General features: G+C 62.9%; 18 protein-coding genes and 3 pseudogenes. 11 read left to right on the top strand and 10 right to left on the bottom strand.

Features of this window, described 5'->3' with window-relative positions; translation table 11 throughout:
• Positions 1–216: 216 nt before the first annotated feature.
• The 4 genes from ACX93L_RS13840 to ACX93L_RS13825 form a co-directional block, all read right to left on the bottom strand.
• Entirely contained in the window at positions 217–1278 is a 1062-nt protein-coding gene (locus ACX93L_RS13840) for an ABC transporter ATP-binding protein (RefSeq protein WP_459405407.1), read from the bottom strand.
• 2 nt (positions 1279–1280) lie between these two features.
• Entirely contained in the window at positions 1281–2129 is an 849-nt protein-coding gene (locus ACX93L_RS13835; protein WP_459405406.1) for a carbohydrate ABC transporter permease, read from the bottom strand.
• Positions 2122–3003, bottom strand: coding sequence for a carbohydrate ABC transporter permease (locus ACX93L_RS13830; RefSeq protein ID WP_459405405.1), 882 nt, complete (start codon positions 3001–3003; stop codon positions 2122–2124). The genes ACX93L_RS13835 and ACX93L_RS13830 overlap by 8 nt, the downstream gene beginning before the upstream one ends.
• A gap of 65 nt (positions 3004–3068) precedes the next feature.
• Positions 3069–4340: an ABC transporter substrate-binding protein gene (locus ACX93L_RS13825; protein ID WP_459405404.1), complete on the bottom strand. Its 1272-nt coding sequence runs from the start codon at positions 4338–4340 to the stop codon at positions 3069–3071.
• A gap of 215 nt (positions 4341–4555) precedes the next feature.
• Between ACX93L_RS13825 and ACX93L_RS13820 the strand changes: the two genes are divergently transcribed.
• The 5 genes from ACX93L_RS13820 to ACX93L_RS13800 are packed head-to-tail and all read left to right on the top strand — an operon-like array spanning position 4556 to position 11454.
• The gene (locus ACX93L_RS13820; RefSeq protein WP_459405403.1) at positions 4556–5314 is read left to right on the top strand and encodes an IclR family transcriptional regulator; all 759 of its coding nucleotides are present in this window, start codon (positions 4556–4558) and stop codon (positions 5312–5314) included.
• On the top strand, positions 5295–6380 hold the full coding sequence (locus ACX93L_RS13815) for a Gfo/Idh/MocA family protein (protein WP_459405402.1): 1086 nt from the start codon (positions 5295–5297) through the stop codon (positions 6378–6380). The genes ACX93L_RS13820 and ACX93L_RS13815 overlap by 20 nt, the downstream gene beginning before the upstream one ends.
• Positions 6377–8269, top strand: a complete 1893-nt coding sequence (locus ACX93L_RS13810; RefSeq protein ID WP_459405401.1) for a thiamine pyrophosphate-dependent enzyme — start codon at positions 6377–6379, stop codon at positions 8267–8269. Before ACX93L_RS13815 ends, ACX93L_RS13810 begins: the two co-directional genes overlap by 4 nt.
• Before the next feature lie 10 nt (positions 8270–8279).
• Complete coding sequence (locus tag ACX93L_RS13805; protein ID WP_459405400.1) at positions 8280–9719, top strand: NAD-dependent succinate-semialdehyde dehydrogenase; 1440 nt, start codon at positions 8280–8282, stop codon at positions 9717–9719.
• Between the two features lie 10 nt (positions 9720–9729).
• Positions 9730–11454 (top strand): dihydroxy-acid dehydratase, encoded by a 1725-nt coding sequence (locus tag ACX93L_RS13800; protein ID WP_459405399.1) that lies wholly within the window; start codon positions 9730–9732, stop codon positions 11452–11454.
• A gap of 42 nt (positions 11455–11496) precedes the next feature.
• Here ACX93L_RS13800 and ACX93L_RS13795 read toward each other — a convergent pair.
• Positions 11497–11894, bottom strand: a pseudogene (locus ACX93L_RS13795) (HipA domain-containing protein); the annotation flags it as partial.
• Between the two features lie 461 nt (positions 11895–12355).
• On the opposite strand from ACX93L_RS13795, the gene ACX93L_RS13790 reads away from it, so the two are divergent.
• The 5 genes from ACX93L_RS13790 to ACX93L_RS13770 all read left to right on the top strand — a co-directional run bounded on the left by ACX93L_RS13790 (position 12356) and on the right by ACX93L_RS13770 (position 21460).
• The gene (locus tag ACX93L_RS13790; RefSeq protein WP_459405398.1) at positions 12356–14242 is read left to right on the top strand and encodes a sigma-54-dependent Fis family transcriptional regulator; all 1887 of its coding nucleotides are present in this window, start codon (positions 12356–12358) and stop codon (positions 14240–14242) included.
• Positions 14243–14405: 163 nt separating this feature from the next.
• Complete coding sequence (locus tag ACX93L_RS13785; protein WP_459405397.1) at positions 14406–15479, top strand: 2,3-butanediol dehydrogenase; 1074 nt, start codon at positions 14406–14408, stop codon at positions 15477–15479.
• A 119-nt stretch (positions 15480–15598) separates the two neighbouring features.
• The gene (locus ACX93L_RS13780; protein WP_459405396.1) at positions 15599–17401 is read left to right on the top strand and encodes an NAD(P)/FAD-dependent oxidoreductase; all 1803 of its coding nucleotides are present in this window, start codon (positions 15599–15601) and stop codon (positions 17399–17401) included.
• Positions 17402–18024: 623 nt separating this feature from the next.
• Positions 18025–21150, top strand: a complete 3126-nt coding sequence (locus ACX93L_RS13775; protein WP_459405395.1) for an autotransporter outer membrane beta-barrel domain-containing protein — start codon at positions 18025–18027, stop codon at positions 21148–21150.
• A gap of 100 nt (positions 21151–21250) precedes the next feature.
• On the top strand, positions 21251–21460 hold the full coding sequence (locus ACX93L_RS13770; protein ID WP_459405394.1) for an Rrf2 family transcriptional regulator: 210 nt from the start codon (positions 21251–21253) through the stop codon (positions 21458–21460).
• Positions 21461–21679: 219 nt separating this feature from the next.
• Here ACX93L_RS13770 and ACX93L_RS13765 read toward each other — a convergent pair whose 3' ends face one another.
• The 4 genes from ACX93L_RS13765 to ACX93L_RS13750 all read right to left on the bottom strand — a co-directional run bounded on the left by ACX93L_RS13765 (position 21680) and on the right by ACX93L_RS13750 (position 23099).
• Complete coding sequence (locus ACX93L_RS13765; RefSeq protein WP_459405393.1) at positions 21680–21955, bottom strand: hypothetical protein; 276 nt, start codon at positions 21953–21955, stop codon at positions 21680–21682.
• Positions 21956–22122: 167 nt separating this feature from the next.
• Positions 22123–22503, bottom strand: a complete 381-nt coding sequence (locus ACX93L_RS13760; protein WP_459405392.1) for a DUF6481 family protein — start codon at positions 22501–22503, stop codon at positions 22123–22125.
• A gap of 1 nt (position 22504) precedes the next feature.
• Positions 22505–22759, bottom strand: a complete 255-nt coding sequence (locus ACX93L_RS13755) for a hypothetical protein (protein ID WP_459405391.1) — start codon at positions 22757–22759, stop codon at positions 22505–22507.
• A 130-nt stretch (positions 22760–22889) separates the two neighbouring features.
• Entirely contained in the window at positions 22890–23099 is a 210-nt protein-coding gene (locus tag ACX93L_RS13750; protein ID WP_109459583.1) for a cold-shock protein, read from the bottom strand.
• A 698-nt stretch (positions 23100–23797) separates the two neighbouring features.
• On the opposite strand from ACX93L_RS13750, the pseudogene ACX93L_RS13745 reads away from it, so the two are divergent.
• A pseudogene (locus ACX93L_RS13745) lies at positions 23798–24027 on the top strand (transposase domain-containing protein); the annotation flags it as partial.
• A gap of 36 nt (positions 24028–24063) precedes the next feature.
• Here ACX93L_RS13745 and ACX93L_RS13740 read toward each other — a convergent pair.
• Positions 24064–24243: pseudogene (locus tag ACX93L_RS13740) on the bottom strand (IS3 family transposase); the annotation flags it as partial.

The raw sequence follows: 24243 nt of genomic DNA, 5'->3' as shown, positions 1-24243 counted from the left end.
TCACCGTCGGCCATTTCAACAACCATCTGTGCGTTGGAGCCAAGTGTCCGCTATTTGGGACTTGGCCTAGTGGCTGAAACGGCTGAAATGAGGGCGCAAGGCAGTCGTTCGAGACGTCGCTCGCGATTTCGAACGGGGATTGGCGGGAAGTGAGCAACAGGTCTTGACAGGAATAGGACCTCTAGACCCGTCCCCTATGAAGAGCGAGTTGGGTTTTTACGCTGGAATGGCTACCCCTTCCTTGTCGAAAACGTGCACCTTCTCATGCATTGGCTGCATCCCGATGATATCGCCGGCCGCAAGACGGCTTTCGTTGGGGACCGCGACGGTGATCGGATCATTCAAACCCGCCGTTTCCACATAGGCGTAGGTCTGAGCGCCAAGTCGCTCGATGAGTTCAACCCGGCCATGGATACCTCCGTTCTCGGGCGAATGGATCGTCAGATGTTCCGGCCGGACGCCTGCGGTGACGGCGCCTGCGGCATTCCAGGTGCGCGAGCTCCCGATGGACAGGCCGTTGATGGTGAGCGCGCCACCTTCCACCGATGCCGGCAGAAAGTTCATCGACGGGGCGCCGATGAAACCGGCGACAAACATGTTCGCCGGACGCTCGTAGAGTTCCATCGGCGCACCGACCTGCTCGATCCGGCCCTTGTTGAAGACAACGATGCGGTCGGCGAGCGTCATGGCCTCCGTCTGGTCATGCGTCACGTAGATCATCGTAGCGCCGAGGCGAACGTGAAGGCGGGCGATCTCAAGCCGCATCTGCACCCTGAGGGCCGCATCGAGATTGGACAGCGGCTCGTCGAACAGGAAGATCTTCGGCTGGCGGATGATGGCCCGGCCGATCGCGACGCGCTGGCGCTGCCCGCCGGACAGTTCGCGCGGAACCCGCTCCAGCAGATGGCCGATCTGCAGTGTCTTCGCGATGTCATCCACCCGACGGGAGATCTCCTCCTTTGGCAGTCCTGCGAGCTTGAGGCCGAAACCGATGTTTTCCGCGACCGTCATGTGCGGGAAGAGCGCATAGGACTGGAAGACCATGGCGATCTCGCGCTTGGCCGGCGCCGTCGTGGTCACGTCCCGCCCGGCAATCTCGATTGCGCCGTCGGTGACGTCCTCAAGGCCCGCGATCATGCGCAGCATCGTCGACTTGCCGCAGCCGGACGGGCCGACGAAGACGACGAACTCCCCCGCCTGGACATCGAGATCAACCCCGCGGATGACCTCCAGCGCGCCAAAGGTTTTGCGGATCTCGCGAAGTGAAAGCTGTATCATGATCAACCCTTTACCGCGCCCATGGTCATACCCTTGATGAAGTAGCGCTGGAAAAACAGAAAGACGAGAAGCGTGGGCAGGCTGGCCACGAGCGAGAGCGCGCCCTGGACGCCCCAGGCGACGGAATACTGGCCCTTGAGATTGACGATGCCGATCATGATCGTCCGCTTTTCGTCGGACTGGGTGAAGATCAGCGGCCAGAGGAAATCGTTCCAGATCCAGGTGAACTGCAGGGTCGCCAGCACCGCGAGCGCCGGCAGGCTCAGCGGCAGCACGACCCGGGTCAGCACCTGCCATTCGCTGGCGCCCTCCAGGATCGCCGCCTCGCGCAGCGCCGTCGGAACGGTCGCGAAGAAGTTGCGCATAAGAAGCGTGCAGATCGGGATGCCGAGAGCTGTATGGACGATGAAGACCGGCCAGAGCGTATCGATCAGGCCCATGCCGTTGAACAGCCGGAAGAGCGGCACGAGAATGACCTGCGGCGGAAAGAACATGCCGGCCACGAGCGCGAGGAACAGCATGTTGGAGCCGCGAAAGGGCAGTTTGGCGAATACATAGCCGGCCAGGACGCCGAGCGCGGTCGATGCCAGCGTGCCCGGCACCGTGACCAGCAGCGTATTCAGGAAATAGCGATGCACGGCCGGATTGGACAGCACCTCGACGAAGTTGCCGAGATAGAAGGCCGTCGGCAAAGACCACAGGCTGCCGAGCGCGATCTCGCGCGTCGTCTTGATCGAGGCGAGCAGCACGCCGAGCGTCGGCAGGAGGAAGAGGATCGCCAATGCCAGGAGCATCGCGAAGATCGCCCCGCGCCAGGGATTGAAACGGTGGACGGCGGAGAGATTAGCCATAGATCCGGTCCACCTTCTTCAACTGGCGGAAATAGATGCCGATGATGGTGAGCGCGATCAGGAACAGCACGACGGAAATGGCGCTTCCGTAGCCCATCAGGTATTTGCGGAAGGACTCGTTGTACATGTGCATGGCAAGCGTATCGGAACTGTTGAACGGCCCGCCGCCGGTCATGATGTAGAGAATGTCGAACCCTTTGAGCGAGTTGATCACCGAAAGCGCGATGACGACGACGGTGGACGGGGTGAGCAATGGCAGGACGACGAAGATGATGCGCTGCCACTGTTTTGCGCCCTCGATCTCGCAGACCTCCAGGAGGTCGTCGGGGATCGCCGTCAGGCCGGCAAGGTAGATTACCATGGAAAGGCCGGTCTGCTGCCAGGACCAGGCGAGGATGACCGATCCGAGCGCCGTGTCGGGCTTGGCGAGCCAGGCATAGCGTATCTTTTCACCGCTGATATTGGAGACGACGGTGTTGAGCAGGCCCCAATCGGGCTGGTAGATCCAGATCCAGATCTGTCCGACGATCACGGCCGAGAGGCAGATCGGCAGGTAGAAGACCGTCTTGAAGGCACGCCCGCCAGGCACTTTGCCGTCGAGCAGAAGCGCCAGCGCAAGCCCGCACAGCGTCGGCACGACGATCGCCGCGATCATCCAGATCGTCGTGTTGATCGCCGCATTCATGAACAGCTTGTCGGTGAAGATCCTGGCAAAGTTGTCGAGGCCGACGAAGTCGTAGTCGGAGCCGAAGCCATTCCAGTTGGTCACGCTGTAGAAGAACGAACTCAACAGCGGCCAGATGACGAAGACGGCGAAGACCGTCAATGGCGGTGCCAGCAGCGCCACGCGCCAGAAGGTATTATGCCGCTCCATCGGTATTCCTTTCCAAAGGATCGCGGCCCGGTTGGGGCCGCGATCCTCGTTCTGTTTGCCCGGGTCTATTGCTTGAATGCAGCCTTGGCATCCGTTGCCACGGCCTTCAAGACCTCGTCCAGCTTGGACGGATCGTCGATGAAGCGCGTGAACATGGAGAGGCCGACTTCGGCAACCGGTGGCGTGGTGGCCAGGTCATAGTTGAAGGCGAAGGCCTCGGCGTCCGCGACCGTCTTGGCAGCGCTCTGCATCACGCTGTTGTAGGTCTTCGGATCGACATTGACGTTAGCCGACAACGCGCCCTGCGCTTCCGCCCATTTCGCCTGGACATCCGTGTTGGACATCATGAAGGCAAGAAACTTCTCCGCGCCCTCGGGATTGGCGGCATTGGCGGAGATCACCAGACCGTCGACCGGTCCGACCGCGGCATTCGGAATGCCGTCCTTGATCTTCGGGAACTGGAAGAAGTCGTAATCTTCGCCGGGCTTGAGGCCAACGCCGTTCCAGTAACCGGTGATCCAGGTGCCCATCAGCGTCATGGCCGCATCGCCGCGGGCCACCTTGTCGGCGGCGTCCGTCCAGTCGTCGGCATTGGCGTTTTCGACGAAGAAGCCCTGATCGAGCAGCTCCTTCCACATGGTCATGGCTGCAACGACCTCCGGATCGTCATAGGAGGCTTCGCCCGCCATCAGCTTGGCGCGGTAGGCGGGACCGGCGGTGCGCAGCAGCAGGTAGTCGAACCAGAACTGCGCCGGCCAACGATTCTTCGAGCCAAGCGCGAGCGGAGCCACGCCCTTTTCCTTCAGCGTCTTGCAGAGCGCAATGAATTCGTCCCAAGTCGCCGGTGGCGCGGTCATACCGGCGTCGGCAAGTACCTTCTTGTTATAGAACACGCCGGCATAGTGATAATTGAAGGGCACAAGAAAGCGCTTTCCGTCATAAAGCGTAGCGCTGTCGGCGATCGGCTTGGCGACTACGCTGTCGAGCTTTTCACTCCCCCACATACCGTCGATCGCGCGCAGGCTGTTGGACTTGACGATGAAGTCGACACGCGCACCGGCCCAGTAGCTGAAGACGTCCGGAAGGCTGTTGCCCGCCGCACGTACCAGGATGTCCGTCTTGAAGTCCTCGTGACCGACTGGGCTTTCCTTGACCTTGATGCCGGACGCCTGTTCGAACTTCGCGACCTGCTCGTTGAAGGCCTTCAGACCGAGCTCGCCCGTGAAATAGTGGCTGATGGTAATCTCGTTGGACTGCGCGAAGGCGGGACCGGCCAGCCCTGCCGCAGACGTCATGAGCGCTGCAAGCATGAGCGAGCGCCGCGTAGTGGAAAACATGAAAACCTCCCGTAGAGTTTGCGATTGTTAAACTTATCTCCTCGCAAATCCAGAATTTGGCAAATTTGTTGCCGCTGTCAACACAAAAGTATTGCATTTCGCAACAAAACCGGCAATTCATCCAAATACAGGCGAAATTCACGCAATTTGTTGTCATATGCTGTACTTTTGTTTAGCATGACGCAAATAAAGGATATCCCTGAAGGAGTTTACCGATGCGCCTCTTGCAATCACTCACGCGCGGCCTCGAAGCGCTCGACTTTCTCGCGGCAAGCCGCGAGCCCGTCCGGCTGACCGACGTTGCCGAGGCGCTGGAGGTCGACAAGTCCAACGCCTCGCATCTGATGAAGACCCTCGTGGCTGCCGGCTATGCGAGCCAGGATGGGGCCCGGCGTTACCAGCCGACGGACAAGATCGCCCGCCCCGCGGCAAGCAGCCATTCACTGATCGACATCATCTCCGTGAAGGAGGCCTGGCGCCCGGCGCTTGAGCAACTCGTCGCCGAGACCGGCGAATGCGCTCACATGGCCGTGCTGGTCGGCAACCGCGTCTGGTACATCGACAAGATCGATTCCTCCCTGCCGCTGAAGGTGGATCATCCGATCGGCGCGCTCGCACCGCTTTATTGCACAGCACTTGGCAAGGCCTTTCTTGCTTTCGGCCAGGCCCAGGCCGAAGGTCCCTTCCCGTCATTCACGCCCCGCACCCTGACCACGCGCCGCGCGCTCGATGACGAAATCGCGAGGACCCGCGCGCGCGGCTATTCCATCGACAACGAGGAATTCGCGCCCGGCATCCGCTGCGTCGCCCGCCCCATCTATGACCAGCACGGCCGGATGATCGCCGCCATCGGCGTTTCCGGTCCCTCGGTCCGCGTTACCGACGAGCGGCTCGTGGAGCTCGGCCATATCGTCACTTCCATATCCATACCTGCATCACAGAAAGGCCCATTGCATGAGCACCAACCCGATTAGGGTCGCCGTCATCGGCACCGGTCGCATCTCCGATCTTCATGCGATCGAGTATCTCCAGAACCCGTCGAGCCGGATCGTCGCGCTGTGCGATCGGGATGCGGCCCTGGCCGGGGAGAAGGCACGGCAGTGGGGGCTAAAGGACGTGGCGATCGAGACCGATCTCGATGCCGTGCTGGCAAGACCCGACGTCGACCTGGTGGAAATCCTCCTGCCGCATCATCTGCATCTTGGCGCCGCGCTGAAGGCGATGGACGCCGGAAAGATCATTTCCCTGCAGAAACCAATGTGCGTATCGCTGGAAGAGGCGGACCAGCTCGTCGCCGCCGCCGAGGCCTATGACCGGCCGGTCAAGATCTTCGAGAACTTCATCTTCTATCCGCCCGTGCTCAAGGCGCGTGACCTGATCGACCAGGGCGCCATCGGCACGCCGCTGTCCATCCGCATCAAGTCCAATCCGGCGCGCAGCGCCACGGCCTGGGACGTGCCGGCCGCGGCGAACGCCTGGCGCCAGAAACAGGATCAGGCCGGCGGCGGCCCTCTGGTGTTTGACGATGGCCACCACAAGTTCGCACTCGCCTGGCATTTCATGGGTGAGCCGGACGAGGTACACGCCTTCATCGGCGACACCGAAGGTCCAGGCGGCATCCGTTTCGATGCCCAGTCGCAAATCTCCTTCCGCTTCCCCGGCAACCGCATCGGCAATCTCGAGATCGTCTATTCGCCCGAAATGGAGCTGGCGACCCGGCACTATGCGCAGGATGACCGCGTCGAGATCACCGGCACAAAGGGCGTCATCTGGATCAATGGCGGCCACGGCCGGCTCGCCGACAGCCCGCCGGTCGTGCTCTACAGCGACGGCAGGCTCACGGAATTCCGCGACATTCCGACCGGATGGGAACAGAGCTTCGTCCTGTCGACGCGGCACTATCTCGACGCGATCCGGACGGGCGGCGCGCCCGTGCTAACACCGCGCCAGGCCCGGCAAGTCCTCCGCTTTGCGCTCGCCGCCGAGGAATCGGCTCGCATCGGCCGTCCGGTGGATCTCCGGATCGGGAGGTCCGAATGACCCTTCCGTCCTTTCCCGACGGGCCGGCGCATACGGCCGCCGATCGCGCCGCATGGCTGAATGCTGCCGGTGGCCTCAAAACCGCGATCGATGCCGGCCGCCTTGCCATGCCCGTCACCATGCCGCTTGTCGAAGCGCTGGTCATCGGCCTGATGCGCCAGGGCGTCACCAAATATCTGGCAATCTTTGGCCATGGCAGCACGGCGCTCGCCGATGTCCTTGATGCCTATGAGGCCGAAGGCCTGGTGCGCTGCTGGCAGTTCCGCAACGAGGTGGAAATGGCACATGCCGGCACGGCCCTCTCCTGGGTCTACGGCGAGGTCGGCGCGGTCGTCACCTCGATCGGACCTGGCGCCTTCCAGGCCATGGCCGCCTCGCTTGCCGCCGCCTCCAACGGGGTCGGTCTCTATCATCTTTACGGTGACGAGACGACGCAGGGCGAAGGCTACAACATGCAGCAGGTGCCGAAGCCGGCACAGGGCATCTTTGCCCAGATCACCTCCCTCATGGGAAGCGCCTACACGCTGCATACGCCGGGCGCGCTGCGGGATGGATTGCGCAAGGGCGCGACATGCGTCTTCCACCCGTGGCGGCCCGGTCCCTTCTACATGAACCTGCCGCTCAACACCCAGCCGGCTCCGGTCACCCTGCGCCTCGACGCTTTGCCCGAGCGCCCGGTATTCCCGGCGCTCGCGCCCGCTCATGACCACCCGCTACGCACAGCCGCGAACAGAATCGAAAACTGCGCTAAGGTGGCGATCAAGCTCGGGGGCGGCAGCCGCATGGCCGCGCAATCCGTGCGGCAACTGGCCGAGGCGTCCGGTGCGCTCGTCGTCACCAGCCCTGGCGCCAGCGGGGTCATGCCGGCCGACCATCCGCAAGCCATGTGTGTCGGAGGCTCCAAGGGCTCGATCAGCGGCAACTGGGTGATGGACGAAGCCGAACTCCTTATCGTCATCGGCAGCCGCGCCGTCTGCCAGGCCGATTGCTCCGGCATCGGCTGGCCCAAGGTCCGCCAGGTCATCAACATCAACGCCGATCCGATCGATGTGCAGCACTACAACAATACGATTGCGCTGACGGGCGACGCATCGATCGTTGCGGGACGGCTGGCCGCCATGCTCTGCGGAGGCGGGATCGACCCCGGCAAGGCAGAATGGCTGGAAGCCGGCCGTGCCAAGCGTGCGGAATGGGACGCGTTTCTCGCTCGGCAGACCTCCTCGCCGCCGCTCTACGACACCGTCTGGCAAAGGCCGGTGATGACCCAGCCGCGGGTCATCCACCATGCCGCCGAATTCTGCCGCCGGCACGGCGCGCTGAAGTTCTTCGATGCCGGCGACGTGCAGGCCAACGGCTTCCAGATCGTCGAGGACCAAGCACCGTTCGAGACGTTCACCGAGACCGGCGCGTCTTACATGGGTTTTGCCGTCAGTGCGCTTCTGGCTGCCGGGATTGCCGACAAGGGACGCTACGGCGTCGCCTTCACCGGCGACGGCTCCTTCATGATGAACCCGCAAGTGCTGATCGACGGTGTCGAGCACGGCGTCCATGGCACGATCCTGCTCCTCGACAATCGGCGCATGGCCGCCATCAGCCACCTGCAGCACGCGCAATACGGCCGCGACTTCCGCACCAATGACGGTGTCGCGGTCGACTATGTGCGGCTTGCAAGTGCGGTAAGCGGCGTACGCGCCCTGTCCGGCGGCGATGACGGGTCGAGCCTGATGGCTGCACTCGAGGAAGCGCATTCCTGGCCGGGCCTGAGCCTCGTCCACGTGCCAGTCTATTTCGGCGCTGACCCGGCCGTGGGCCTCGGGGCCTATGGCCAGTGGAATGTCGGCAACTGGGTCGATGACGTCCAGCGGCAGTATGCCCGCACCCTGATCTGAGAGAACGACCATGTATGAAGAATTCGGACTGCTGATCGACGGTCACTGGCGTGCATCGCACAGCGGACGGACCCGGCCCGTGATCGACCCCGTCGATGAGGAAATCATTGGCCACCTGCCTTCGGCCGATGCTGCGGACCTCGACGAGGTGCTCGCGGTGTTGGCCCGCGAAGCCCCGCGCTGGGGCAAGGTTCCCGGCTGGGAACGCAGCGCCCTCCTCCGCCGCATCGCCACCGAGATGCGCGCCGTCTCCGACCGTGCCGCGCGCGACATGAGCTCGGAAACCGGAAAGCCGATTGCGGAGGCAGCCGGCGAATGGAATGCCGCCATCGATCAGTTCGACTGGTATGCCGACGAGGCGCGCCGCATCTTCGGCCATGTGCTGGATGGCCGGGACCCCGGCGTGCGCCTCAATGTCCGCTTCGATCCGGTCGGCCCGGTGGCGGCGTTTACCGCCTGGAACTTTCCGGCCCTGTTGCCTGCCCGCAAGATCGCGGCCTCGCTGGCGGCCGGCTGCCCCGTCGTGGTCAAGCCATCGGAGGAAGCGCCCTCCAGTACCCTCCACATCGCAGCAGCCGCCATCAGGGCCGGTCTTCCGGCCGGCGTGCTCAATGTCGTCAGCGGCAAGTCCTCCGATATTTCCGCCCACCTGATCGCCTCCCCCGTCATTCGCAAGGTGTCGCTGACCGGCTCCGTGCCGGTCGGCAAACTCATCCTCAGGCAATGCGCCGACACGGTGAAGAAGGTATCGATGGAGCTTGGCGGCCACGCGCCTGTACTGGTTCTGGAAGATGCCGACCCGGTTGCGGCCGCAACCGCCTGCGCCCGCGCCAAATTCCGCAATGCCGGCCAGGTCTGTATTTCACCGAGCCGTTTCTACGTCCACCAGTCTATCTACGAACCCTTTGCCCGCACGATGGCCGATTTCGCAAGCGCCCTGAAAATTGGCCGCGGCAGCGACGACAGCGTCGAGATGGGGCCGATGGCCAATGCCCGTGGCCGCGAGCGCATCGTTGAAATGGTATCCGACGCCATCGGCAAAGGCGCGACGCTGCTGGCCGGCGGAGAGATCCCGGCCGATCGCAATCGCGGTTTCTTCTATCGGCCGACCGTCCTTGGCGACGTGCCGGACGATGCCACCGTGATGAGCGAGGAGCCGTTCGGGCCGATCGCCCCGATCGCCCGCTTCTCCGATCTCGACGATGCGGTAAGGCGTGCCAATGCCGTGCCCTTCGGGCTTGCCGGCTATGTGTTCTCGCGTTCGCTCGAGGGTGCGAACAAGGCGGCGGAGGCGCTCGAAGTCGGCATGGTGGGGGTCAACGACATGCTGCTGGCCGCCGCCGAAATTCCCTTCGGCGGCATCAAGGAGAGCGGCATGGGGCGCGAGGGCGGCCAACTCGGCATCTTCGACTATCTCGAAGCCAAGTACATCAAAATGCGGTTCGCGTGAGGAGCAGGCCATGAGCGAGGACGACAAGACCACCAACAAGGCAAAGGGCTTTGCGCGCGGCCTGACGAACTACGGCGACCGCGACTTCAGCATCTATCTGCGCCGCTCCTTTGCCAGTTCGATGGGCTACAGCCGGCAGATGCTCGATCGGCCGATCGTCGGCATCGCCCATTCCGCAAGCGGCTTCAACAACTGCCACCGCCACTTTCCCGAGATGATCGAGGCGGTGAAGCGGGGCGTGCTGGCCGCAGGCGCCCTGCCGGTCGAGTTTCCGACGATCTCGCTCGGCGAGGTGTTCCTCAGCCCGACCAGCCTCAAGTTCCGCAATCTGATGTCCATGGATGTCGAGGAAATGATCCGCGCCCAGCCGATGGATTCGGTGGTCCTGCTCGGCGGTTGCGACAAGACGGTTCCCGCCCAACTGATGGGAGCGGTCTCAGCGGGCCTGCCGTCGATCCAGCTCGTCGCCGGGCCCATGTCGACCAGCCGCCATCGCGGCGAACGCCTCGGCGCCTGCACGGACTGCCGCCGCTTCTGGCAGCGCTACCGCGCCGGAGACGTGGACGACCAGGGGATCGACGCAGTAGAGAAGCGTCTCGCCTCGACCAGCGGCACCTGTGCGGTGATGGGAACCGCCAGCACCATGGCTTCGCTCGCCGAGGCGATCGGCATGATGCCGGCAGGTTCGGCCGCCATCCCAGCGGTCGATGCCGATCGCCTGCGTATGGCCGAGGAAACCGGCCGCATCGCCGTCTCACTGATCGGCACGAACAAGACTCCGAAGACAATCATCACGGAAAAGGCGCTGGAAAACGGCCTGCGCATCCTGATGGCGATCGGCGGCTCGACCAATGCCATCATCCACCTGGCAGCCATTGCCGGCCGCCTCGGACTGACGATCGATCTCAGGCGCATGAACGAGATCAGCGACACGACGCCCGTGCTTGTCGATCTCAAGCCGACGGGCAGTGCCTATATGGAAGACCTGCATGCCGCCGGCGGCATTCCCGCTGTCATGCGCGAGTTGCGGCATCTGCTGCATCTCGACTGCAGGACGATCACCGGCGAGACGATCGGAGACCGGATCGAAGCCGCAGATCCCTGGGTGGATCGAAACGTCATCAGGCCGATCGACGCACCCGTGCGCGACAATGGCGGACTGCTCGCCGTATTCGGCAACATGGCTCCGCGCGGCGCCATCATCAAGCGCTCGGCTGCAGATCCGGACCTCTTCGAAAAGACCGGCCGCGCCGTGGTCTTCACCTCGCTCGAGGATCTGGCCGCACGCATCGATGATCCCGATCTCGACGTGACGGCGGACGACTTTCTTGTCCTCCAGAATGCCGGCCCGCTCAGCGATGCCGCCATGCCGGAGGCCGGCTATATTCCGATCCCGGCCAAGCTTGCCCGCACGGGCGTCAAGGACATGGTGCGCATCTCCGATGCGCGCATGAGCGGCACCGCCTATGGCACGATCGTGCTTCACGTCGCGCCGGACGCCGCCTCGGGCGGGCCGATCGGCCTTATCCGCAGCGGCGACAGGATCGCGCTCAGCGTCAAACGACATTCGATCCGCCTTCTCGTCTCCGATGAGGAACTGGAAGCGCGGCGCGCAGAGCAGAAGACTAAGAAGCGCCCTGCGCCGCGCGGTTATGACATGCTGTATCGCGATCATGTCTTGCAAGCGGACGAAGGCTGCGATTTCGACTTCCTGCAAAGCGTGCCGGAACCGTGAGCCGAGCGGCGCGCCGCTGTGCAGGAGAGACACGCCAAGCCAATTTGCGCAGGTGCAAAGGATGGGCGTCATTAGCCGAACATGGGTACCGATCCTGTCGAGAACCTTTGCCGGAACGGCTTCTCGCTCCGGCAGTGACCACCAGAGCTCGTTGACGCGCTCGAACGTCTCGACAACCGCCTTAAGCACGGTCGCCTCCGGCAGGCGGGCGCGATTGGCAAAGGCTATCCATCGCTGCGCGCCATGGCCTTGAATGGTCGTTCGCCGGCAAGCGAGTGTGCCATGGCATCCGCAGGTATTTAGGGGACCGTCGAGAGCACATCGTAGACAGACGCGAGTTGCGGTTTGTCGCCAGCACCTCGACAGATCAATGACCAGTTCTTCAGATGCATGTCACCGTTGCCGGTGATGGTAGCCAGAGCCAAGCGGCGGACCCAAAATTGCGCGCAACCTCGGGAGACCGCACCCTTCACCGCGCGAGGGGCGACGGCCCCTAGCATCTGACCGGATCAAAACCGCACCAGTGCGAGATCCGGGGTAGGCAATCAAGAGCATCGGAGCTTTCAGCATAGCGCCGACCGCCGGGCGGGAAAGCGGCAATTCTCGACACGCCAAGGACCGGTAAAAGGTAGCCGCAGGAGCCGCAGCAAAGCGACCTATAGGGAGAGGCTGGACCGACTGCCTCCGGCCGGGCGTTCCAAGTGACCGGCCGGCGGAATTTGGAGGCATCTCTCGGGATAAGCAATTGAATTGCCCCCACGGTGTTCGCTCCCCCGGCTTTGCGCTCGGCTCGTGTTCCCGGATGAAGGTCGAATTACCCCGAAGGATTAGGCAGCCCGCGCGATTGCGGCTATGATCTCCTGCAATATCACGGGAGGCGGCCACTAGAGCCGGTGATTTGATGGGTTTTGCGGATCACGTAAAAGAGATCGAGCGGGTCGGCCAAGGAAGCAACACCGGTCGCGACGCCATCGTCGTGGAATCCTGGCGGCGTTGCCTCGACACCTACCAGCTCGATCCGGCAAAGGCGCGCGAGGCGGTCATCGTCTCGCAGGCGCGGCTGCGCGAACATCGCCAGCAGGCGGAAGACCTCGTGCACATCGCCCGCTCCGGTCTGGAGCGTCTCTATCGTCAGGTAGCCGAGCAGAACTATGTGCTGCTGCTCTCCGACCGTCAGGGCGTCACCGTCGAATTCCTCGGCGATCCCTCCTTCAACAACAATCTGCGCAAGGCAGGCCTCTATCTCGGCTCCGATTGGGCCGAGCCACTCGCCGGCACCTGCGCCGTCGGCGCCTGCATCGCCACCGGCGAGGCGCTGACCATCCACCAGACCGACCATTTCGACATCACCCATACGCCGCTTTCCTGCACTGCCGCGCCGATCTACGACACGCAAGGCGCCCTGGCGGCCGTGCTGGACATTTCGCTCCTCAGCTCGCCGATCCTGAAGGCGAGCCAGAACATGGCGCGCCATCTCGTCTCTTCGACAGTGCGACGCATCGAGCTCGCCAACCTTATGGCCAGCAGCCGCCACGATCTGGTGCTACGCTTTGCCGGCGCCCCCGAGTTCCTCGACGTCGATCCGGAAGCGGCGATTTCCGTCGATGGCACGGGCCGCATCACCGGTATGACCCATGGCGGCGCGCGGCTTCTTGCGGCCTCTCGCGGGCTCGACTGGCGCAGGTCCGAGCTTCTGATCGCACAACCGGTCACCGACTTCTTCGAAGCGGGGCTGGACGAACTCGCATCGCTTACCCGCGCCAGCCTGCCGCAGGACCGGCGGATCGCCGTGCGCGACGGTTCCACGCTCTTTGCCCATGCCATCGAGCCGCAGCAGCGCACGGTGAGCGTGCCCGTTGCGCGTCCATCCCGCCAACCGCCGGCGATGAGCAGCCTGGGCGGCAACGTTCCGGCCGTCGACGAACTGAGGCGCAAGGTAACGAAACTCGCACCGAGCCGGCTGCCGATCCTCATCCAGGGCGAGACCGGAACCGGCAAGGAATATCTGGCCCGCATAGTCCACACGGTGAGCGGGCTCTCCGGCCGCTTCGTTGCGGTCAATTGCGCGGCCATCCCCGAACAGCTGATCGAGAGCGAATTGTTCGGCCATGCGCCGGGGGCCTTTACCGGCGCGCTCGCCAAGGGGCGCAAGGGGCTGGTCGAGGAGGCGCAGGGCGGAACCCTGTTCCTCGACGAGATCGGCGACATGCCCTATGCCGCGCAAAGCCGGCTGCTCCGGGTTCTGGCCGAAGGCGAAGTCCTGCCCGTGGGCGGTTCAGTTCCGCGCGGGGTCGATTTCCGCGTACTTTCGGCGTCGCATCGGTCGCTGGCCGACATGGTCGCGGCCGGCACGTTCCGCGAAGACCTGTATTATCGGCTGAACGCCGCGGTGCTTTCCCTGCCGCCGCTTTGCGAGCGCGAGGACCTGCCCTGGCTGCTCGAACGGCTGCTCGAAAAGCACGGCACGGACGGCCGGCCGCTCAGGCTTTCCAGCGCCGCCAGACTGCTGGTCCTCAATTATCCCTGGCCGGGCAATATCCGCGAGCTGGACAATGCGATCGCCTTTGCCGCAGCACTGTGTGACGACGGTCTGGTCGATGTGGCGGACCTGCCGGACCAATTGTCCGGCATGACGTCGATCCTTGGCGACGACAGCCATCAGGCCGACCTCAGGGCGGTGCTTCTCGCCTGCAAGGGCAACGTATCCGAAGCCGCCCGCCGGCTCGGCATCGATCGAACGACCTTGCATCGCCGCATGAGACGGCTCGGCATAGACCGTCCGCATTAAGCACCACACTGTGGCACCCGCCACAGCTGACGCGCCACAGCTGTGGCATGTAACGCCGCCGCCGGCGCGAAAAGCCGAAGCATTTCAGTCCTCAGCCCCGGCGCGCGCCGCTGGCACGGGCATTGCTCCTCTCCTGTTGTCAAAAGCAGCCAATGGAGGAAACATGCGCGCACTCAGATTTCACGCAGCCAAGGACTTGCGGCTCGACGATATCCCCGAGCCGAAGCAGCCGGGGCCCGGACAGGTTCTCGTGCGCAACCGCTTCGTCGGCATCTGCGGAACGGATCTTCACGAATACAGCTACGGTCCGATCTTCATTCCCAAGGAGCCGCATCCCTTCACCGGAGCCTGTGGTCCGCAGGTCCTCGGCCATGAATTCGGCGGCGTCGTCGAGGCCGTTGGCGAAGGCGTGACGTCCGTCGCCGTCGGCGACCGCGTCTCGATCCAGCCGCTCGTCATGCCGCGCTCCGGCGACTACTTCGCCGATCGCGGTCTTTTCCATCTGAGCACGCAGCTGGCGCTGGTGGGACTGAGCTGGGATGGCGGCGGCATGGCGGAAGCCGCCATGGTCAACGAGTACAATGTACAGAAGATCCCGGACGAAATGACCGACGAGGAGGCCGCACTCGTCGAACCGACGGCGGTTGCCGTCTATGCCTGCGACCGCGGCGGCGTCACCGCCGGCAACAGCGTTCTCGTCACCGGCGCCGGGCCGATCGGCATGCTGACCTTGCTTGCCGCCCGCGCGGCCGGTGCCGCCCAGCTCTTCGTCTCCGATCTCAATGATGCCCGGCTGGAACTGGCCAAGAGCGTGCTGCCCGACGTCATCACGATCAACCCGAAGCGCGACAATGTCGGCGATGTCGTCCGCGCGCAGACGGAGGGACAGGTCGGTTGCGACGTGGCGATCGAATGCGTGGGCAACGAACATGCGCTCAAGGCCTGCGTCGATGCGGTACGCAAACAGGGCGTGGTCGTCCAGACCGGATTGCACCCGCACGAAAACCCGATCGACTGGTTCCAGGTCACGTTCCGCGACCTAGAGGTCAAGGGCTCCTGGGCCTATCCGACGCATTACTGGCCGCGCGTGATCCGCCTGATCGCCTCGGGCCTGCTGCCGGCGACCAAAATCGTCACCAAGCGCATCACGCTCGATACGGCGGTGAAGGAGGGCTTCGACGTCCTGCTCGATCCGGCCGGCACCCATCTGAAGATCCTGATCGATCTTTCGAAATAAGCATCTCTGCCGACGCCTGTCCCGGGAGAGGAGCCCGGCCGGCGGAGGCTTTGACGCTTTCCGGAACGCCCCATGCGGGCGTTCCATGACCACCCCCAAGCATCCATGGAGGAGAAAAAATGCTTGATATCAGCCCCGGAACCAAGATCGACACGATGCTTTCAAAGCTCGGGCAGGCGCTGGAAAGCGGCGACATCGACGCCGCCGTCAACCTGTTCCAGGCCGATTGCTACTGGCGCGACCTGGTGACATTCACCTGGAACCTGAAGACGCTGGAAGGCCATGAGCAGATCCGCGACATGCTCACCAGCCAGCTATCCGCCGCAAAACCCTCGAACTTCGTGCAGGACACCAAGGAGGCCGCCTCGGAGGCCGGCGGCGTCACCGACGGCTGGTTCGAATTCGAAACCGGCGTCGCCCGCGGCTATGGCCATATCCGCCTGAAGGACGGCCTGATCTGGACGCTGCTCACCACCATGACGGAGCTGAAGGGCCATGAGGAACCCAAGGGCTTTCGCCGTCCGATGGGGGCCGAACACGGCCATGACCGGGATCGCAAGACGTGGAAGGAAAAGCGCGAGAATGAGGCCGCCGAACTCGGCTATTCGGTCCAGCCCGAGGTCGTCATCATCGGCGGCGGTCAGGGCGGCATCGCACTCGGCGCGCGGCTGCGCCAGCTCGGCGTGCCGACGATCATCATCGAGAAGAACGAGCGCCCCGGCGACAGCTGGCGCAAGCGCTACAAGTCGCTCTGCCTGCACGATCCCGTCTGGTACGATCACCTGCCCTACATCCCCTTCCCGGAAAACTGGCCGGTCTTCACGCCCAAGGACAAGGTCGGCGACTGGCTGGAAATGTACACCAAGGTCATGGAGCTGAACTACTGGGGCTCCACCACGGCGAAGTCCGCACAATATGACGAGACGACCGGCGAATGGACCGTCGTCGTCGAGCGCGACGGCAAGGAAGTGGTGCTGCGGCCGAAGCAACTGGTGCTTGCAACCGGCATGTCCGGCAAGGCCAATGTGCCGAAATTCGACGGCCAGGAGATCTTCAAGGGCGAGCAGCAGCATTCCTCGCAGCATCCCGGCCCGGACGCCTATGCCGGCAAAAAAGTCGTCGTCATCGGCTCCAACAACTCCGCCCACGATATCTGCGCGGCGCTCTGGGAGGCGGGTGCGGATGTCACCATGCTGCAGCGCTCGTCCACCCATATCGTCAAGTCGGACTCGCTGATGGAGATCGGCCTCGGCGATCTCTATTCCGAGCGGGCGGTCCAGGGCGGCATGACGACGCGCAAGGCCGATCTGATCTTCGCCTCCCTGCCCTACCGGATCATGCATGAGTTCCAGATCCCGATCTACAACAAGATCCGCGAACAGGATGCCGAGTTCTACAAGGCCCTCGAAAAGGCCGGATTCATGCTGGACTTCGGCGACGACGATTCCGGTCTCTTCATGAAATATCTGCGCCGTGGATCGGGCTACTACATCGATGTCGGGGCCTGCGATCTGGTCATCGACGGCTCGATCAAGCTGAAGTCAGGTGTCGACGTGTCCCACTTGACGGAAAACGCCGTGGTGCTCAAGGACGGCACGGAACTGCCCGCCGATCTCGTGGTCTACGCCACCGGCTACGGCTCGATGAACGGCTGGGCGGCCGATCTCATCTCACGCGAGGTGGCCGACAAGGTCGGCAAGTGCTGGGGCCTCGGCTCCAACACGACCAAGGACCCAGGTCCCTGGGAAGGCGAGCAGCGCAACATGTGGAAACCGACGCAGCAGGAAGCGCTGTGGTTCCACGGCGGAAACCTGCACCAGTCGCGCCACTATTCGCAATATCTGTCGCTTCAGTTGAAGGCCCGCCAGGTCGGCATCGACACGCCGGTTTACGGCCTGACCAAGTCGCACCACCTGTCTTAACGCTCATCAAGGGCGCCGGCCAAGACGGCGCCCTTTTGCTTGATCGGTGGCCTATTGTGAAGCGATCTTCAACGGCATCGCCGTGCCAAAACCGCTTGGGATACCAGCCATTTACTGTTTGAAATGGGCACAACGGAGCCGCGAACTATCCTGTTCACCTTGATACCATTACACAAAATGCACAACCAAATTCCGAAAGATGCGCTGTTTTGCGCCTTCGTGTCCGGCGCTACGCGCGCACGCGACGGGCAGGAAGTGTCGGACCTTCAAGATCAGATGATTGAACGGAATGCCGTCCCCTCGTTCCAGATCCGGTCGATTCTCAGGAGGAGCTGCCGCCTCCAAACAAGCGAAGGCAACATAGCGCGCACTCCGGACCCGTCCCCGAACACCTGACGCCCCGCCAGCTCCCGTCCTGCTCGAACCGCCAGCCTTGTCGTGTTCCACAGGGCTATCTGCGTCGAGCGAAGCCCGTGTACGGACGACGATTCCGCGACCTGAGGCGAAAGGCCCAAAATTGGTCCCACACAGGCGCTCGTCGACGCCTTCGACATGCTACAGGGCTGTTTTGATTAAAAAAGTCTTTATCCGCCGATTCGCCGGCGAAATATGGAATTGCAGACATGCCCCTTAAAAACGTCTTCCTGGCCTCAACCGCCCTTTGCATTCCTTTTGTCGCCACAAGCCCGGCTTTCGCGGCCGATACGGTCTACAACACCGGTTCCTCGGTCATCGACAACGCAGACACAGCGGACACGGGCGAAAATTACATCATCGGCGACACCGGCACCGCGACCCTCACCGTCACGGACAGCGGCTCGCTGACCACCAATGTCGATATCACCGTCGGAAACCAGCTCGGCAGCGACGGCACGCTGATCGTCAACGGCGGCAGTCTCACGGCCAACCGCTATTACATCGGCCTTGGGGGCACCGGCGCGGTCTCGCTGACCGATGGGGCATCGCTGACCGCCACCGGCGTCAGCAGAAAGGTCTATGTCGGCTATTTCGGCAATTCCACCGGTACGCTCGACCTCTCGGATGCCGGCACGAGGCTGACGGCTTACGACCTCAATATCGGCTGGACCGGCAATGGTACGGCGACCTTTTCCAACGGTGCCACCGCGACCATCGAGCAGGACGTCACGCTCGGAAAGAACGGCTACACGACGGGCACCCTGACGATCACGGGGGCAGGCTCCTCGGTCAGGTCCGATCGTCTCTATATGGGCGAAAACGGCACCGGCATCCTGAACATCCTAGACGGCGGGTCCTATACCGTGACCGGCACCAGCAAGGCCTATCTGGGCTGGACCGCCGGCAGCGCCGGTACGCTCAACATCAGCGGGACCGGATCCTCTCTCACCGCGGATTTTCTGGTCAACGGCTGGAACGGCAATGGAACCATGACCATTGCCGATGGCGGCACGGCCACCATCGCAACGGATGTCTTCATCGCCAATGGCGGTCCCAGCACGAGCACGCTGACCGTAACCGGGGACGGCTCGCGCCTGACCTCGGACCGGCTGTATGTCGGTCTGAGCGGTGACGCATCCCTCTATGTGCGCGACGGCGGTTCGGTTTCCACGACCGGCACCAACAAGACCTATCTCGGCAATTTCAGCGGCAGTACGGGTTATGCCGAAATCCGTGGCGATGGTTCATCGCTGTCGACCGGCGAGCTGAACATCGGCTGGAATGGCGACGGCACCATGCTGGTGACGGACGACGGATCTGTTTCCTCTGCTGGAACCGTTTCCGTCGGTTACGCGAGCGGCAGCACCGGCACGCTGACCGTTGCCGACGGCGGCACCATGAGGGTGGGCAACGGGTCCGGAATCCTGCAGATCGGGCAATTGTCGGGATCGACGGGCACGGTCAACATCGGCGCCGCAGCGGGACAAACCGCCGTTGCCGCCGGCACGCTCGACGTCGGGTCCGTCTCCTTCGGCGCCGGCGACGGTGCTCTCGTCTTCAACCATACCGACACGGACTATGATTTTGACGCCGCCCTGTCCGGCGCCGGCGACGTCGATTTCTATTCCGGTACCACGACGCTTTCGGCCGACAGCTCCGGCTTCGGCGGAGCGACCACCATCCGCGGCGGCACCGTGCTGGTCACCGGCGCGCTCGGCGGCACGCTTGCCGTCAATGATGACAGCACGCTCGGCGGCACCGGCACTGTCGGGACGACGACAGTCGCCTCCGGCGGCACCATCACGCCCGGCCTTTCGGGGCAGCTCGGCGCGCTCAGCGTCGATGGCGACCTGACGCTTTCCGCAGGATCGACCTATGCCGTCAATCTCGCCGGCGGATCGTCCGATCTGATCGACGTGACAGGGACCGCGACCCTCAACGGCGCCACCCTCTCCGTGTCGTCTCTCGATTCGGCCACGAGCTACAGGATGGGTCAGACCTATACGATCCTGTCGGCCGCCACGGATCTGACGGGGACCTTCGCCAACGCGATCAGCGGCAGTCTGGCCAGCTCCGCTTTCCTTGAACTGTCGACGACCTATCATGACGACAATGCCTATCTGACCGTGGCGGCGAACTCGTCGGGTGGCGGTGTATTCACGAGCGCCGCCAGCAGCGCGAACCAGCATGCGGTCGCCGGCGCACTCGACACGCTCGATCAGACGGGGGATTCGCTTTCGCTCTACAACACCCTGCTGGTGATGACCGCCGAAGAGGCGCGTGAGGCCTATGACCAGATGTCCGGCGCCAGCTATGCAGGCCAGCAGGCAGCGATGTCTCAGGGATCGGCCGCGTTCAATACCGCCATCAACAACCGCATACGCTCGGCGTTCGAAAGCGCCGGCCCGGGCCGCGCCTCCGGAGTGACGGCCCTCGGCTATGCCGAGGAGAAACCAGCCGACCCGAACGGCCCCTTCGCCGCCTACGAAACGAAGAAGACCGCGCGCGTCGCCGATCCCGATCGCTTTGCCGTGTGGGGTTCGGGTTTCGGCTCCCGCGCGACCGAGGATGGTATCGACGGCGCCTCCGGCACCGACAGCTCGATCGGCGGTTTCCTTCTCGGTGCGGACGGCAAGGTTTCCGAACGCTGGCGGGTCGGCCTGTCCGCCGGGCACAGCGACAGCGACTTCAACACCGACGAGAGCAGCGGCGACAGCAGCAACTATCACCTGGGCGTCTATGCCGGCACCGAGATCGGCAAGCTCTCCTTCCGCTCGGGCCTGAGCTACACCTGGTATGATGTCGATACCAGCCGTTCCGTCGCCGCGCTCGGCGAGACGCTTCAGGGCGCTTACGATGCGACGGGCTTCAACGCCTTCGGTGAATTGGGCTACCGGGTGGATCTCGGTGAAAGCGCGCTCGAGCCCTTTGCGGCGCTCGCCTATAGCCACCTGAAGACCGACAGCTTTACCGAAACCGGAGGCCTTTCGGCGCTCACCGTCGACGGCTCGACGATGGACACGGCCTATACGACGCTCGGCATGCGCGCCTCGCACGATTTCGATCTGGGCGGCGTCATCGCGGTCGCCCGCGGCACGCTCGGCTGGCGCTATGCTTTCGGCGATGTCAGCCCGACTTCGACCGCAGGCTTTGCGACCGGCGATGCCTTTACGGTCTCCAGCACGCCGCTCGACCGCAACGCAGCCCTCGTCGAAGCCGGCCTCGACCTCAAGCTCGATGACAGCGCCACGATCGGCATCGGCTATGCCGGCCAGTTCGGCAAGAACGCCAGCGAAAATGGCCTCAATGCCCAGTTTCGCGTGAAGTTCTAAGGACAAGAAAAATCCCGGCCGGCAATCGCCTGCTGGCCGGGACCGAAAGCGAAGACGAACCGACACGGCGGATCGTGATCCGTCCGTCGAAGCCTCGCTTGTGTGCCTGACCACACGCACCAACATTGCCATTCGAACTTTGATGTTCTGCGCCGTCAATGACGATGTCGCGGTGTGCAAATCCGACATCGCGGCGGCCTGCAACGCGTCGGAAAGTCACCTGGGGCAGGTGATCCGCATCTTGGGCCAGCACAGGTTCATCGACGCGACCCGCGGTCGCAACGGCGGGCCTGCCAAACGAACTACATAGAGCAGCCAGTCTAGCACAGCGCGAATGAGCGGCCTGGGGCCGCTTCCTAGCCGTCTGATCCCGGAGTTTGGAAGAAAAAGTCGCCATAAGCGCGGGCGACCTTCATGATCGATTCCGACCTCATCGCCGGCGCCCAAGGTGCTTTGCTTACTGCGCGAAACGTGCCGCTCGTTCCGATCACTAAATGAGGCAGAGCCGATCGGCAGTCTCCCCCCTTAGTCAAGAGCGATCGTATGTAAACGACGTCAGCAATGACGTGACGAAATTGCTCGCCTTGTCCTTCACGAGCACCTCGGTCCATTCATTTGTGCCGCGTAGCCGCAGGTCGGAATAAATGCTGTCCACCGCAGCCTCTTCGATGCGCTTGATGTTCGCCCGGAAGGCTTCCTCTCCACCTGCGTGATACATGTCACGGATTACCATCCGCAGGATTTCCTGAATTGCGATCTGCCAGGCTGTGTTGATTGCCTGGAGTTCGCCGGGGTTTTCTGCCATCGATGGGGTTTCCTTCCGATGTAACGGATCTTTGACAGCGGTTTACACCGCGATTGTGGGCGGGGTTGCAACCGCACGAGAAGAGACGGCTGGAGGGATCCGTTTTCGCCTGGCGCCGCAGGGCCCCGCGGCCCCGCAGTTTCGATCGAATGTCCGAAACCCGAATGCTAGGCGCGTCGGGCCTTGCGGTTGGCATAGCGCCGATCACGCTCAGCCTTGCGAGCGGCCTCGTCCTCGAGCACCCGTGCAATGCGGTTTTTTTCCACGGTTTCTCGCGCTTCTGTTTCAGCGCGTGCCGCCGCATCTGCGGCAGCCTGCCGCTCAATTGCCTCGGCCATCCGGCGCTCGGCCTCGTCGCGTTTCATCCGTTCGCGTTCTAGACGCCGCTCTTCCTTGGCAGCCGCGACGGCCATGCGTTCCGCTTGTCTCGCCGATCTGGCGGGTTCATCGACAGCCCTTGCCGCATGATAGGCGTTCAGGAGAGCGACCTTCGCTTCCTCCGCCGCGGTACGACGGTCGGAAAGGTCATTGGTTCTGGCGTTCTTCAAATCATCGTCCTGTAAATGGCGTTGCAGTGAGGTGAGGTCGTTCTGCCCGTTTGGCGAGAAGAGAGGCGGTCGCCGTCTCGCGGTCCTTCAATTCTTTCGCAAGCCGGGCTTCACGAAGTCGCCGCGTCTTTTCTTCGCGGGCCAGAACGAGGGAATCGAGCTCCTCTACGGCACTGTTGCGGGCGAAGAATTGCGATTGGGCATCGGCAAACGCGATCTCCGCCTTCTGGCGGGATTTGCTGGGTGTTTGTGACATGGACTTTTCCGGATGGGGGGCCGCAGAGCGGCAACAAAAAAGGCCAGGCAAACTGCCTGACCTTGCTGGTATCATACTCTCGACAGTGCCAGTACATCCGTGGTCAAGGGAGAGCGGATACCGGGATGATTCAGGCGGCCTGCAGGTTGCAGGCCGACATCTTGCCCGACTTGTTGTCGCGCTCCAGCTCGTAACCGATCTTCTGGCCTTCCACGAGTTCGCGCATTCCGGCGCGCTCGACGGCAGAGATGTGGACGAACGCATCGGCGCCGCCATTGTCAGGCTGAATGAAGCCGAAGCCTTTGGTGGAATTGAACCATTTAACTGTGCCAGTGGTCATGATGAACCCTTTCATAGCAATAAGAGACCGCAACGCTCGCTGCGCTGCAGATGTGATAGCGATTTTTGAAAGAAAAGGTTCGTTCAGGGCGCGATGCTAAATGCGCAAAAACCAAAGCTAAGCAAGCAAATATCGATAATGAACATATACGTTCTTCCGGAGAGGTTGTCAACTTTTAGTTTTCGACTTCCGATATATTCGGCAACTGGTTGCAATCCCAGAGTTCTTTTCACCACCGCGACTGCCTGCCCCCCGGTGCGCTGGCTGAACCACACCGGCTCCCCTGCAGGCCTGCAGCGATGTTCTGCTCCGAGTTTGTCTTGCCTGCGGTGATCTGTGATCCACGTTCCATGTATGACCCAAAGGGAGTTGTTCCATGGGGACTGCATTGGAGGTTCTCACGACACGGCGGGACCGACGTCAGGCGCATCGCGACTGACCTGACGAGGTCAAGGCGCGGTTCGTGCCGGTGAATGAAGTGGCCGAGCGAGACGGCCTGAAGGCCAACGACCTTTCGTCCTCGCGAACACCGGTCCGGCAGGGCAAGCTCGTGTTGCCTGAGCCGGACGACGCAATCGAATTCGCGGCCATGGTTGTGGAGATGTCAGCGCCGGACACGCCGACCTGTCAAGGCAGTACGATGACTCGCACGGCAGATTCCAAAGGCAAAACGGGTCCGGATGCTGTAGTTTCTTGCCATGCTTGATACCGCCAATCTTCCCCATGATGTTGCTGCCCTGAAAGCGATGCCGATCGCGGCAACAGCGCGTGAGGCTCGTAGGAGCGAGCGGCTGGAGAGGCTGGTCGCAGCCTTCAAGCAGGTAGCCTTTGGGCGCAAGTCCGAGAAGACCGATCCCGACCAATTCGACTTGCACTGAAAGACCTGGAAACGGCCGTGGCCGTGATCCATGCCGACGACGAGACAGACGGTTGAATAGCCCCGAGTTTCGTAGACAGCCTCGGGTTAGGTTTTCTGCTGCTTCTCGAAGTCTAAGGGCGACAGCATCCCGTTCCTGACGTGCTTGCGTTTCGGGTTTTAGAACATTTCGATGTAGTCGAACACGTGCTTGCGAGCTTCATCGCGTGAGCGGTAGACCCTGCGGCGTATTCGCTCTCGCTTCAGAAGATTGAAGAAGCTCTCGGC

This window comes from Rhizobium sp. CAU 1783, assembly GCF_054551725.1.
The sequence above is the reverse complement of the archived record's forward strand: the minus strand, read 5'-3'. Positions and strand labels throughout refer to the sequence as shown.